This is a genomic window from Vibrio sp. PSi01 (assembly GCF_054960695.1).
In genome coordinates, this window is record NZ_JBHNYN010000018.1 from 51,666 (window position 1) to 63,928 (window position 12,263).

Sequence of the window (12,263 nt, forward strand, 5' to 3'; positions counted from 1 at the left end):
GATGATGTTAGTGATGAAAAATGTGGATTACCATTATCACCAAGAGTTGTTTAGTTTTGATTTCCAAGCAGAGCAGGGCGATATTGTTGCTCTTATGGGGCCAAGTGGTGCGGGGAAATCAACGCTACTCGCATTGGTTGCTGGCTTTATTGAGCCAACATCGGGCGAGATCTCGGTGGCAGGCCAATCGCTGATTGGCAAAGAAGCACATCAGCGCCCATTGGCGATGTTGTTCCAAGAACACAACCTATTTGCGCACCTCACGGTGCGTGAAAATATTGGCCTGGGTTTGCACCCAGGATTAAAGCTTACGGTAACCCAAAAGCTAGAAGTCGAACAAGCTGCTACACAAGTAGGGGTTGCTGAGTATTTAGATCGGCTGCCAGAGCATTTATCGGGTGGTCAGCGTCAGCGTGTTGCGCTAGCTCGCTGTTTTGTACAGCCGCATAATATTTGGCTGCTTGATGAGCCATTTTCTGCGCTTGATCCTTTGCTTCGTGAAGAGATGCTGAGCTTAGTGAAGCGATTAGCGGCAGAGCGAAACATTACTGTTTTGATGGTGACACACCATTTAGGTGATGCGCGCAGTATCGCGAACAAGTTTGTGTTTGTGGCATTGGGTAAGGTTTTAGTCGAAGACTCGATAGATGCGCTAACTGTCGATCACCCACAAGTCGAATTGAGTTCCTTTGTTCGAGCAGGTGAGTGAAGACTCATTCAGCCTTGATATTGAATACTTCTTGATATTGAGAGCGTCGAAAACAAAAAGACCTAGCATGTGCTAGGTCTTTGATTATCTTTACAAGTAAAGCGAGACGAAGATTAGTCGCCTAGCTTTAGCTCTTTTAAGATTTGGAAGATTTCACGAGAAGCTTTGGCTGGCTTGTTCGCTGATTTTTCTTTGTTAGCTTGGCGAGCGAGCTGACGAAGACGTTGACGGTCTGCTTCAGGGTACATCTCCATAACGTCTGAAATGGCAGTATCGCCTTCAGCTACAACACGGTCACGCAGTTGCTCAAGCTTATGTAGCTCAGCGGTTGCTTGTGAGTGCTTGTTACGTACTTTATCCAAAGCCGCTTGAATTGGCTCAGGATCGACACTACGCATTACTTTACCAATGTACTGAAGTTGACGGCGCTTCGCTTCATTTTTAAAGCGTTGTGCATCTTTAATCGCTTGTGCCAAATCTTCGGACAGAGGAAACTTGTCTAATACAGAAGGCTTTAAACCAACAAGCTCTTCTCCCAGCTTTTGCAGGGCATCCATGTCCGTTTTCATTTCTGTCTTACTTACCCAGATGATTTCTTCTTCTGGTTCCCATGGGGCTTTTTGGTTTTTGCGAGCCATCTTTTCTGCCTATGTCACTATCTCAAACGAATATATTGCCTATTTTAGCAAGAATCTTGGGGAGAAAGCGAAATTCTTGTTATCCTACCTAATATTGACCTACAAAATTAGAATAGATATGGATGTAAAACAGCAAGTCGCCCAGCAAAGAGTTGAGCTAGAAGCCGCAGTAGCTAAAGCGTTGGATATGGCATCAGTGAGTGCAGACGCAGCTGAGGTCGCTATTACTAAGTCAACGGGTTTAAGTGTTTCAACACGTATGTGTGAAGTGGAAAACGTTGAATTTAATAGTGATGGTGCACTAGGTATTACTGTTTACCGTGGCCAGAAGAAAGGCAGCGCATCCACATCTGATCTAAGTGAGAAGGCTATTGCTCAAACTGTCGCAGCGGCACTAGACATTGCTCAATACACTTCGGAAGACCCATTTGCTGGCCCTGCCACAAAAGAATACATGGTGAAAGAAATTCCAGATTTGGATCTTTTTCACCCTGATGAACCAAACCCAGACTATGCCGCGGAGATTGCGATAGCTGCTGAGAAGCAAGCATTAGCTTATAGCGACAAGATCAAGCAAAGTGATGGTGCAAGCTACGACAGTCACTATGGCGTTAAAGTTTATGGTAACAGTCATGGCTTGCTTGCGAGCTACGCTTCCAGTCGCCACAGTACGAGCTGCTGTGTGATTGGGCAAGGCACTAACGGTGAAATGGAACGAGACTACAGCTACACAGTTGCACGTCACCGTGACGAGCTCTGGACGCCTGAGCGTGTAGGTCAAGAAGCTGCAGAAAAAACGATCAGTCGTTTGGATGCTAAAAAACTACCAACAGGCCAATACCCGATTATGTTCGCTAACGATGTCGCAACTGGCTTAATTGGTCATCTTGTGATGGCAATCAGTGGTGGCAACCTTTACCGTAAATCATCTTTCTTGTTGGATCACCTCGGTCAGAAAATTCTACCAGATTGGTTCAATATCTCAGAGCGCCCACATCTTTTACGTGGTTTGGCTTCGAGTCCATTTGATAGTGAAGGTGTTTACACTCAAGACCGTGAAATCATCACCGATGGTGTTTTAGCCACTTACCTACTGACGAGTTACGCTGCTCGTAAAATGGATATGACGCCAACAGGCCATGCCGGTGGCATCCATAACTGGTTCGTTAAATCGACAGGTCAAAGCTTTGAGCAAATGCTAAAAGAATTAGGCACAGGTTTCCTTGTGACTGAAGTGATGGGTCAAGGTGTGAATACCGTTACTGGCGATTACTCTCGTGGCGCTGCGGGTTTCTGGGTTGAGAATGGAGAAATCCAGTACCCAGTATCTGAAGTGACGATCGCGGGCAATCTAAAAGACATGTTCACTCAGATTGTTGCGGTTGGTAACGACGTAGAAACACGTTCGCAAATTCAAACCGGTTCTATCTTGCTTGAGTCGATGAAAGTCGCAGGCGAGTGATTTGCTTAATTTGCTTAGCTTTAAACATAAGATTTAAACCTGAAGCTTAAATCTGATGTATTAAAAAAGGGAGCCAATGGCTCCCTTTTTGTATTTACCGAGTCGGTAATCAAGCTAGATAAGTATGGTGGCTAAGCCTAAGAACACCGATAGGCCAATTACATCGGTTACCGTTGTGAGTGCCATACCACCAGCAAGGGCAGGGTCGATATTCATCTTCTTCAGCATCACTGGAATGGTTACGCCTGCAATACCCGCGACAATCAAGTTTGTCATCATCGCTGCAGAGATAATGCCTCCCAAGATCCAATTGCCTTTCCAAGCAACCACTATACCGCCAATGATAACGGCCCATAGAATGCCGTTAAGGAAGCCTATAGAGGCTTCTTTGAGTAGTAATTCACGTTTGTTACTGTCACCAATGTGACCAAGTGCTAAACCTCGAATGACCAGAGCAACGGTTTGGTTACCAGCAACACCACCCATGGACGGTACGATGGTCATCAAAACAGCGATGGCTGCCATCTCATTCAGTGTCGCCTCAAACATATTAGACACAGACGCTGCTGCGAGTGCCGCCAAAACATTTGCGCCTAACCACACACTACGACGACGAGCGGATTTGACGACCGGAGCGAAGGTGTCTTCGTCATCGTCCATACCCGCCATACTCATCATAGAGTGTTCAGCATCTTCACGAATGACATCAACCACGTCATCGATCGTAATACGGCCAACAAGGTGTTGATTTACATCGACAACAGGAGCTGAAACCCAGTTACGACGTTCGAAGAGGCTGGCGATATCAGAAGCACTGGTTTCCACAGCGATAGCTTCGTCGGCATCTTCCATTACTTCCGAAACCGCCACATCGGGTTGTGTTGTGATCAATGTACTGAGTGAAAGGTTACCAATGAGACGTTCATCGTCGTCGATAACATAGAGAGCATCAGTTGCGTCAGGTAATTCACCACGCATACGTAAGTAACGCAAGACAACTTCAACATCGACATCACCACGGATTGTGATTACGTCAGTGTTCATTAACGCACCCGCTGAATCTTCGGGGTACGATAGTGCGGTTTCAACTAAAGCACGATCAACGGAGTCCATTTGAGAAAGTACTTCGCGAGAAACATCGTCGGGTAGGCTTCGAAGTACGTACGCGACGTCATCGGTTTCCATGCCTTCGGTTGCTTCTGCCAAGGTTTCTGGTGCCATTTTCGACACAAGAGCATCTTTGACGTCTTCGTTTAGCTCATCAAGAATTTCACCGTAGTCTTCAGGATCGGTGAGTTGCCAGAGTACATCACGACTTTTGCGAGGGGAGGCTTCTAAAAGGTGTGCAATATCTTCAGGTTCCATGTCCTGAAGCTGTCGGCGTACATGAACAAATCGGCCGTTTTCTAGGGCTTCGCTGACTTCTTGGAGGGTTTGGTGAGCTTGGTCGAATTCTAATTGCTCTGCCATATTTTCCTCCTATCTCATTATTTTAACAATGCTTGGAATAGTAACTTAATTCTGGGGCTTATTTAAATCATTAACTTAGGTAGAACTAAGATTTAATATTGGTTGGTTCGTTGTTTGAGTTTTTGGCGGCGTGAGTGACGTATTTCGTTACTCACCCTCATCAAACTTTGCTTCAATTAGCTGACAGACAGCATCAAGAGCTTGCTGAGAATCAGAGCCTGCCGCTTGAATGGTAATGTGTTGCCCTTGCGCTGATTCCAGCATAAGTAGCCCCATCACGCTATCTGCAGTCGCGATCTTATCTTCTTCGCTATGGATAGTAATGGTCGCATCAAAGCTTTGCGCTAGCTCAACCAACTTGACGGCTGCTCTAGCGTGAAGACCCAAGCGATTTTGGATCAGTACAGTTCGAGTTAATTCCATGGTTAGCCCTGTTGGTGCTTCTCTAGGGAGGCGTGTCTGATCTGAACTTGATGGCCAAGTTGATCGAAATACTCACCAATTTTCTGAGTCAGATAAACCGAGCGGTGTTTGCCGCCAGTACAGCCAATCGCGACCGTTAGGTAACTGCGATTATTCTTTTCTAGCATTGGTAACCACTGCTCGATAAAGCCTTGGATTTGTTGCTTGAGCTCTAGAACTTCCGGGTGCTTTTCTAGAAAAGAGTGAATAGGGGCATCAAGACCTGTTAATGGTCGTAGAGCGGGTTCCCAATGAGGGTTCGGCAAGAAGCGTACGTCAAACACATAGTCAGCATCGCTTGGTAGACCATATTTAAAGCCGAAAGACTGAAAAACAATGATCAGCTCTTGCTTCTCTTTACCTTCAACTTTAAAGCGAACCTTTTCACTCAATTCGTAGAGGTTGCAGTCGCTGCTATCAATTACAATGCAGGCTTGTTCAGCAAGCGGTGTTAGGAGTGTCTTCTCTAAATCGATAGCTTGTTCAAGAGAGAGCTTTTCTTGGCCAATCGACAAAGGATGGATTCGGCGAGTTTCACTGTAGCGTTTGAGTAGCGTTTGCTTGCTCGCATCTAAGAACAACACGTTCACATCGATGTCGGTTGCAGACTCAAGCTGCTCAAGCGTATCTGTGACTAATTGAGGCTCTTTCGGTAAGTTACGAATATCAATGCTAACGGCGACGTTTTGATTGATTTCACGAACTGACTCGACGAAGTCGTTGAGCAGATTTACTGGAAGGTTATCGACACAGTAATACCCCAAGTCTTCAAGGACTCGTAGCGCGACACTTTTACCTGCTCCTGATTGGCCACTAACAACGATTAACCGCATGTTATTGCTCGCAAGTTGGCACTTGAATCATGATGTCGTAAAGCTCTTGATCGCTTTGAGCATTACGCAACTGTTTAAGAGTCTGCTTGTCGTTAAGTCGTTCTGCCATGCAAGAAAGGGTTTTTAGATGCTCCTTACATTGTTCACTTGGAACAAGCAGAGCAAATAGTAGATCGACAGGACGGTTATCAATCGCATCAAATTCGATGGGATCTTGGCATTGCAGTAATACAGCAATTGCTTTGTCACTGACGTTCATACGAGCATGGGGAATAGCAATGCCATTACCAATACCTGTACTGCCCATTTTCTCGCGGCTCAACATGCACTCAAACAGTTCTGTTGAATCTTGACCACAGCTTTCTGCTGCGATCTGACTGATGAGCTCAAGGGCTCTTTTCTTGCTTGTGCATTGGACTGCACTTTTGGTGCAGTCCAATGAAAGTACTTCGCTTAATTGCATGTTAGTGACTACTTAGCTTTTCTTTGTGCTTGTTGAGTTGACGGACGAGTTTATCAACCAATGAATCAATCGCAGCATACATACTTTCATCTGTTGCTGTTGCATGAATCTCTCCTTGGTTTACATGAAGGGTCGCTTCTGCAATTTGATTGATTTTCTCAACTTTTAAAACAACCTGAATGCTATTGATGTGATCAAAAAAGCGTTCAAGTTTTTCGAATTTGGTGTGAACATAGTCTTGCATTGAATCGGTAAGATCAACGTGATGGCCTTGAATATTGATTTGCATAGACTTTCCTTTTCAGTTGGTTGCCTGACTATAACTAAATCTATAGCTAACTAAATTAGCCTACAGCAGGCGTTTACGCTGACTCGATGGGGCGATGCCCAGAGACTCACGGTATTTTGCTATGGTACGTCTAGCTACCTGAATTCCTTGGTCAGCCAGTAAAGCAGCAATCTTACTATCACTTAGAGGTTTCGCGGTATTTTCCGCCGCGACAAGCTTCTTAATGAGCGCACGAATTGCTGTCGATGAACACTCTCCGCCATTGTCTGTACTGACGTGGCTCGAGAAAAAATATTTGAGTTCGAAGATGCCACGTGGTGTGTGCATGAATTTTTGAGTCGTCACACGAGAGATTGTGGATTCATGCATATCAACGGCTAACGCAACATCGTTGAGAACCATAGGTTTCATCGCTTCTTCGCCATGTTCGAAGAAATCACGTTGATGTTCAACAATACATCGTGCAACTTTGAGTAGCGTCTCATTTCGACTTTCTAAGCTCTTAATTAGCCATTTTGCTTCTTGCAAATTTGAGCGAATGTACTGGTTGTCGGCGCTGCTACCTTTGCTTCCAAGGTCGGCGTATTGTTGATTCACTTTCAGTTTAGGCACGCTGTCTGGATTTATGGTGACTAACCACTTACCAAGATCTTTGAATACTGAAACATCAGGAACAACATATTCGGTTTCATCTGGTGTAATCTTACTGCCAGGTCGTGGATCCAGTTGTTGAATCAGTTGCAAAACCTCACGCAGTTCTGCTTCTTTCAACTTAGTTTCTTTGATAACCAGTTTGTAATCACGGTTACCTAGTTGGTCGATATGGCTAGTAAGTACTAACTTAGCTTCATTAAGCCAAGGGGTATCTTGCGGGAAGGTAGCCAGTTGTAGTAACAAGCAATCTTGCAGGTTGATTGAACCGACACCTAAAGGGTCAAACTGCTGAATACGTTTGCGAACGGCTTCAATCTCATCAAGCTCTACTTCTTCTCTATCGAAGTTTTCAAGAATATCTTCACAAGATACGGTGAGGTAGCCATAGTCATCAATGGCATCTATTAAAGCAAAAGCGATGCTTCTATCTGTTTCAGTGAATGGTGTTAGGTCGAGCTGCCAAAGTAAGTAATCATGTAGGCTTTCAGTCGTCTCACCTTGGTAAACTGGCATGTCATCATCAATCGCAATACCAGTGTTTCCGGTGTTTGCACTGTAGACATCCTCCCAAGTTGTGTCGATTTCTAGTTCATTACCAATCTCTGATTTTTCGATTAAGTCTGAGCTATCAGGTAAGTCTTGCTCTGTGGCTTCAACTGTTTCTTTCTCGTCACTGCTAGGTTTTTCTTCCGATGCAGGCGTTTCTTCATTGCCTTCTTCGACATCGAGTAGTGGGTTAGATTCAAGTGCTTCTTGAATCTCTTGCTGCAAATCTAATGTAGACAACTGCAACAAACGAATCGCTTGCTGCAATTGAGGAGTCATTGCTAACTGTTGGCCTAGCTTAAGTTGTAATGAGGGTTTCATTCAGTGTGACTTACCTAGTTATTATTCTTAGAATTCTCGATACTCTCTATCTAATCATAGACGGAATTGTTCGCCTAGATAAACTTGTTTAACTTGCTCGTTATTGAGAACATCTTCAGGAGTACCTTCAGCAATCAGGTGCCCTTGGCTTACGATGTAAGCTTTTTCACACACGTCTAATGTTTCACGGACGTTGTGGTCGGTAATTAGAACACCTAAGCCGCGATCGCGTAGGTGAACAATGATTTTTTTGATATCAATAACCGAGATTGGGTCAACACCAGCAAAGGGTTCATCCAATAGAATGAACTGAGGGTTTGCCGCTAGAGCTCGAGCAATCTCAACACGACGACGCTCACCACCTGACAGAGCCATACCATTACTGGTGCGGATATGTTGGATGTGGAACTCTTCTAGAAGGTCTTCTAACTTATCTTGACGCTGCTCGTTGGTCATCTCGTCACGCGTTTGTAAAACGGCCATGATGTTGTTCTCAACGGAAAGCTTTCTGAAAATAGAAGCTTCTTGAGGTAGGTAACCGATACCAAGACGCGAGCGACTGTGCATTGGCAAAATACTGATGTCTCGGTCATCAATGCTAATCGTGCCTTCATCACGAGCGACCAGACCTACAATCATATAGAAAGAGGTCGTTTTGCCTGCCCCGTTAGGCCCAAGTAGTCCAACGATTTGACCAGACTCTACCTGCAGGCTTACGTCGGTTACAACTTTACGCTTGCTGTACGTTTTTGCTAGGTTTTTTGCTTTAAGAACAGCCATGGCTACTTATTCACTTCCGCAGGTTGTAAGACCGTTGATACACGTTCGCTACTATCACTATCGGCAACCAGTTTTTGAGAAGCGATTTGATAAGTAATCTTAGAGCCACGGATGATACTGCCATCTTGAGAGAGCATTGCATTCTTGGTCATGATCAATTTATCGGCAATCAGTTGATAATGTAAATCATCAGCTTCACCGTAAAGTGTTTTTCCATCATCAGTGAGTTGAGAGAAAGTCGCAGGCTTGCCGTAGCCTTGAATTTCTTCTATCTCACCGTTGACCGCATTTCGAGTAACAATGACCTTATCGGCATTGATGTTGATGCTACCTTGCTTAAGGTTTACATCACCAAGGAAGGTCACTTGGTTACTTTTCATATCCAATTGCTGGCTGTCTGAGTCAATGTAGACAGGCTGCTCACTATCCGAAGATAGGGCATAGACATTAGGTGCCGCAAGGGTCAAAGCGAATAAACTAAGGTGTAAGAGTTTCATATCTACCTTGAACAGAATTAAAGAGAGTCGCATTGTTGGTACCGAAGTTACCCTTCATTGCTTGACCCTCAGTTTCAAAAAATGTACCGATCATATGGACCGGAGTCTCTGAATAAAAATCTCGGCTAGTCAGCTCAACAACCATTTTATCTGTGGTCATAGTATCGAAACTGGCTTCTGGCAATAGATTCTTTGCCACAACGTTGTCATAGAACGTGACAACTTGATTCTCATCCATAATCGCGCGATCAGCGGTGACTTGCCATTCAATCGTATGTCCTTCCCGGAACACCGAAAGAACAGGATTTTGAAAATGTGTATCACCAACTACTGAATAGTGTTCTAAATACGTCGACTCAACTTGATAGCTACGGATACCTGATTGGTCATAGCTTATGTTGTTTAGACTTTTGCCGCTAAAAGCGGGCAGCTCCAAATTTGGAGCCACTTGTATTGTCGAAGCTTGCTCTTTGTCGAACAAATAATAGGTCGACCAAGAAGCAATAAATATGAGTATTAAATAGATAATACGAGTAAAACTCATATGCTTAAACCTTTATGCACGTCGAGTTCATTTCTTGCTTGCAGAATAAGGTCACATACTTCACGTACAGCACCATGGCCGCCGTTAATCCTGGTCACATAATTCGCTCGCTTCGCAAGTAGTGGGTGACCATCTGCCACGCATACCTTTAAGCCAACTTTTTCCATGACAGGCCAGTCGATCAGATCGTCTCCGATGTAGCCTGTATTTTCAGGCGCAACAGAAAGTTTATCGCAAATATCGTAATACGCTTTTACTTTATCATCTTGGCCTTGGTAAATAAGCTTAATACCCAGAGCAGTCATGCGGTTTTCAACAATTTGAGATTTACGACCAGTTATGATTGCGATTTCAATACCAGCATTCATCAGTGATTTGATACCGTAGCCATCACGAGTATGAAAGGTTTTCAGCTCTTCACCGTTGTTGCCCATGTAAATACGACCGTCCGAGAATACGCCATCGACATCACAAATTAGCAGTTTGATCTCTTTTGCTACGGCAAATACGTCTGAATCGACCGTGCCGTATAACGTTTCAACTGTCTGCGTCATTACATTACTCCTGCTTTCAGTAAGTCATGCATGTTCAAAGCTCCAACTAATGTACCTTCATGGCATAACATCAGGCCATTAATACTTTTAGCCTGCATTAAGTTTAGCCCCTCAACTGCAAGCATGTTTGGTTCTGCTACCGTAGGATTAAGCGTCATTACGTCGCCAATCTGAGTGTTATGAATATCAACACGTTTGTCTAAGATACGGCGTAAATCACCATCAGTAAAAATACCGGCCATTTGACCATCGCTACCAACGATTGCCGTCATGCCTAAGCCTTTCTGAGATATCTCTAATAGAGCATCTCTTATCAGAGCATCCGGAGCCACAACAGGCAGAGCATCACCTGTGTGCATGATGTCATCGAGTTTCAACAGTAATTGTCGACCCAAAGCGCCGCCAGGGTGGGACAAAGCAAAATCTTGCGCAGTAAAGCCTCTGGCTTGTAAAAGTGCGACGGCTAATGCATCACCCATCACCAAGGTAGCCGTTGTACTGGTTGTTGGCGCAAGACCAAGTGGACACGCTTCTTCTGGTACTGATATTTGTAAATGAATATCAGACAAGGTTGCCATGTTTGATGCTGGCTTACCTGTCATGCTGATGATCTTGATGTTCAGACGCTTTAATACAGGGAACAGGCTGAGGATCTCTCCTGATTCACCTGAGTTAGATATCGCAATTACAATATCGCCAGGTTCGATCATGCCTAAATCACCATGTGCTGCTTCACCTGGATGTACAAAGAAAGCCGATGTACCAGTACTTGCCAGTGTGGCTGCGATTTTGTTGCCAATGTGGCCTGATTTACCCATGCCCATCACAACGACTTTACCTTTGTTGTTCAGGATAAGATCGCAAGCTTTGCAAAAATCATCATTAAAATATTGGTCTAATTGAGTGAGACCTGCAACTTCGGTTTCTAAAACTTGTTTTGCAACGCTGCGGTAATCAAATGGCTGAGACATCAAATACTCCAAGTACGGGAAGTTAAATCAACAATTAAGCCGACATGTTCATTAGTAGGTAAGCTTGGTATGCAACAAACGTTATGATTAACACGCCGCCCTCAATACGATTCACACTGCGAGATTTCCCTAGTGCCATCACAACAAGCAGTAGCGATACACCTAGCATTACCCAGAAATCTCTACCCATAGCAAATTCACTTAAGATTGAAGGGTTGAGGATGCCTGGTATCCCCATCACTGCAAGAATGTTGAATACGTTTGAACCGATGATATTACCCACAGCCATGTCATCCTCGCCTTTCATTACACCGGCAAGTGATGCGGCAAGTTCTGGAAGACTGGTGCCAACTGCAATAATGGTTAGGCCAATCACAAGGTCGCTCATGCCAAAGAACTTAGCGATAACAACCGCGTTATCAACCAACATATTGGCGGCTAAAGGTAGAATAATGAGACCAACCACTACCCACATTGCGGCTTTAAGGTTACTTACGCCCTCAGGGATCTCTGATTCTTGCTCATCAAGGAAAGCATCGCCGTTCTTTTTCTCGCTACGGCTGATTTGTAACATAGCAAATAAGAAAGCAGCGAAAAGAACAAACAACAACACGCCTTCGTAGAAGCCTAAATGGTTATCCCAAAGCAGTGCGCCTGCCAATAGAGTGACACCAATCATTAATGGTAGCTCACGGCGAATCACGCCAGAGCTAATCGATAACGGCTTGATAAGCGCTGTAATACCTAAAATCAGCGCAATATTGGCGATGTTTGAGCCTAATACGTTACCTACAGCTGTATCTGTTTTGCCGTCAAGAGCTGCTGTTGCTGAAACCATCATTTCAGGGGCTGAAGAGCCCATTGCTAGAATCGTCATACCGATAACTAATGGTGATATACCGAAGTTGCGAGCAAGAGCGGCGGCGCCGAAGACCAGTTTATCTGCGCTCCACACCAAAAAACCTAGGCCGATAATAAGAAACGCAATCGCTTCAAGCATGATGATTCCTAAAAATTAATAAAAAACGGAGAATTAACCGCTAATTTTGACTTGTTGCTAGATAAAAGGG

15 protein-coding genes are annotated in these 12,263 nt (G+C 44.4%); 2 read left to right on the forward strand and 13 right to left on the reverse strand.

Annotated features, from left to right (window positions below):
* Positions 1-4: 4 nt before the first annotated feature.
* Positions 5-709, forward strand: coding sequence for a thiamine ABC transporter ATP-binding protein (thiQ, locus tag ACFI6G_RS18850; RefSeq protein ID WP_010435064.1), 705 nt, complete (start codon positions 5-7; stop codon positions 707-709).
* 113 nt (positions 710-822) lie between these two features.
* Here thiQ and yjgA read toward each other — a convergent pair whose 3' ends face one another.
* A complete protein-coding gene (gene yjgA, locus ACFI6G_RS18855; protein WP_010435062.1) occupies positions 823-1,347 on the reverse strand; it encodes a ribosome biogenesis factor YjgA in 525 nt (174 codons plus the stop codon).
* A 118-nt stretch (positions 1,348-1,465) separates the two neighbouring features.
* Here yjgA and pmbA point away from each other — a divergent pair, with 118 nt between their 5' ends.
* Positions 1,466-2,809: a metalloprotease PmbA gene (gene pmbA, locus ACFI6G_RS18860; protein ID WP_016793857.1), complete on the forward strand. Its 1,344-nt coding sequence runs from the start codon at positions 1,466-1,468 to the stop codon at positions 2,807-2,809.
* 114 nt (positions 2,810-2,923) lie between these two features.
* Here the strand turns inward: pmbA and mgtE are convergent, their stop codons facing one another.
* The 12 genes from mgtE to ACFI6G_RS18920 form a co-directional block, all read right to left on the reverse strand.
* Positions 2,924-4,279 (reverse strand): magnesium transporter, encoded by a 1,356-nt coding sequence (mgtE, locus tag ACFI6G_RS18865; RefSeq protein WP_010435057.1) that lies wholly within the window; start codon positions 4,277-4,279, stop codon positions 2,924-2,926.
* 147 nt (positions 4,280-4,426) lie between these two features.
* Positions 4,427-4,702 carry an HPr family phosphocarrier protein gene (locus ACFI6G_RS18870; RefSeq protein WP_010435056.1) on the reverse strand — a complete coding sequence of 92 codons (276 nt, stop codon included), beginning with the start codon at positions 4,700-4,702 and terminating at the stop codon, positions 4,427-4,429.
* Positions 4,703-4,704: 2 nt separating this feature from the next.
* Positions 4,705-5,574, reverse strand: a complete 870-nt coding sequence (gene rapZ / locus ACFI6G_RS18875) for an RNase adapter RapZ (protein WP_010435053.1) — start codon at positions 5,572-5,574, stop codon at positions 4,705-4,707.
* 1 nt (position 5,575) lies between these two features.
* Complete coding sequence (ptsN, locus tag ACFI6G_RS18880; protein ID WP_004738707.1) at positions 5,576-6,037, reverse strand: PTS IIA-like nitrogen regulatory protein PtsN; 462 nt, start codon at positions 6,035-6,037, stop codon at positions 5,576-5,578.
* 1 nt (position 6,038) lies between these two features.
* Positions 6,039-6,326, reverse strand: a complete 288-nt coding sequence (gene hpf / locus ACFI6G_RS18885) for a ribosome hibernation promoting factor (RefSeq protein ID WP_010435048.1) — start codon at positions 6,324-6,326, stop codon at positions 6,039-6,041.
* A 60-nt stretch (positions 6,327-6,386) separates the two neighbouring features.
* On the reverse strand, positions 6,387-7,847 hold the full coding sequence (locus tag ACFI6G_RS18890; protein ID WP_010435046.1) for an RNA polymerase factor sigma-54: 1,461 nt from the start codon (positions 7,845-7,847) through the stop codon (positions 6,387-6,389).
* A 54-nt stretch (positions 7,848-7,901) separates the two neighbouring features.
* Entirely contained in the window at positions 7,902-8,627 is a 726-nt protein-coding gene (lptB, locus tag ACFI6G_RS18895; RefSeq protein WP_004735304.1) for an LPS export ABC transporter ATP-binding protein, read from the reverse strand.
* A 2-nt stretch (positions 8,628-8,629) separates the two neighbouring features.
* Positions 8,630-9,124 carry a lipopolysaccharide transport periplasmic protein LptA gene (gene lptA, locus ACFI6G_RS18900; protein ID WP_010435043.1) on the reverse strand — a complete coding sequence of 165 codons (495 nt, stop codon included), beginning with the start codon at positions 9,122-9,124 and terminating at the stop codon, positions 8,630-8,632.
* Positions 9,105-9,668: an LPS export ABC transporter periplasmic protein LptC gene (lptC, locus tag ACFI6G_RS18905; RefSeq protein WP_010435041.1), complete on the reverse strand. Its 564-nt coding sequence runs from the start codon at positions 9,666-9,668 to the stop codon at positions 9,105-9,107. The genes lptA and lptC overlap by 20 nt, the downstream gene beginning before the upstream one ends.
* Complete coding sequence (gene kdsC, locus ACFI6G_RS18910; protein ID WP_010435039.1) at positions 9,665-10,222, reverse strand: 3-deoxy-manno-octulosonate-8-phosphatase KdsC; 558 nt, start codon at positions 10,220-10,222, stop codon at positions 9,665-9,667. Before kdsC ends, lptC begins: the two co-directional genes overlap by 4 nt.
* Positions 10,222-11,193: an arabinose-5-phosphate isomerase KdsD gene (gene kdsD / locus ACFI6G_RS18915; RefSeq protein WP_010435037.1), complete on the reverse strand. Its 972-nt coding sequence runs from the start codon at positions 11,191-11,193 to the stop codon at positions 10,222-10,224. The genes kdsC and kdsD overlap by 1 nt, the downstream gene beginning before the upstream one ends.
* A 34-nt stretch (positions 11,194-11,227) precedes the next feature.
* The gene (locus ACFI6G_RS18920) at positions 11,228-12,193 is read right to left on the reverse strand and encodes a calcium/sodium antiporter (protein ID WP_010435036.1); all 966 of its coding nucleotides are present in this window, start codon (positions 12,191-12,193) and stop codon (positions 11,228-11,230) included.
* Positions 12,194-12,263 lie beyond the last annotated feature (70 nt).

Bases quoted from the DNA above. Each gene is read 5' to 3' on its own strand.
- thiQ (WP_010435064.1), top strand. From the start codon at position 5: ATGTTAGTGATGAAAAATGTGGATTACCATTATCACCAAGAGTTGTTT.
- yjgA (WP_010435062.1), bottom strand. From the start codon at position 1,347: ATGGCTCGCAAAAACCAAAAAGCCCCATGGGAACCAGAAGAAGAAATC.
- pmbA (WP_016793857.1), top strand. From the start codon at position 1,466: ATGGATGTAAAACAGCAAGTCGCCCAGCAAAGAGTTGAGCTAGAAGCC.
- mgtE (WP_010435057.1), bottom strand. From the start codon at position 4,279: ATGGCAGAGCAATTAGAATTCGACCAAGCTCACCAAACCCTCCAAGAA.
- ACFI6G_RS18870 (WP_010435056.1), bottom strand. From the start codon at position 4,702: ATGGAATTAACTCGAACTGTACTGATCCAAAATCGCTTGGGTCTTCAC.
- rapZ (WP_010435053.1), bottom strand. From the start codon at position 5,574: ATGCGGTTAATCGTTGTTAGTGGCCAATCAGGAGCAGGTAAAAGTGTC.
- ptsN (WP_004738707.1), bottom strand. From the start codon at position 6,037: ATGCAATTAAGCGAAGTACTTTCATTGGACTGCACCAAAAGTGCAGTC.
- hpf (WP_010435048.1), bottom strand. From the start codon at position 6,326: ATGCAAATCAATATTCAAGGCCATCACGTTGATCTTACCGATTCAATG.
- ACFI6G_RS18890 (WP_010435046.1), bottom strand. From the start codon at position 7,847: ATGAAACCCTCATTACAACTTAAGCTAGGCCAACAGTTAGCAATGACT.
- lptB (WP_004735304.1), bottom strand. From the start codon at position 8,627: ATGGCTGTTCTTAAAGCAAAAAACCTAGCAAAAACGTACAGCAAGCGT.
- lptA (WP_010435043.1), bottom strand. From the start codon at position 9,124: ATGAAACTCTTACACCTTAGTTTATTCGCTTTGACCCTTGCGGCACCT.
- lptC (WP_010435041.1), bottom strand. From the start codon at position 9,668: ATGAGTTTTACTCGTATTATCTATTTAATACTCATATTTATTGCTTCT.
- kdsC (WP_010435039.1), bottom strand. From the start codon at position 10,222: ATGACGCAGACAGTTGAAACGTTATACGGCACGGTCGATTCAGACGTA.
- kdsD (WP_010435037.1), bottom strand. From the start codon at position 11,193: ATGTCTCAGCCATTTGATTACCGCAGCGTTGCAAAACAAGTTTTAGAA.
- ACFI6G_RS18920 (WP_010435036.1), bottom strand. From the start codon at position 12,193: ATGCTTGAAGCGATTGCGTTTCTTATTATCGGCCTAGGTTTTTTGGTG.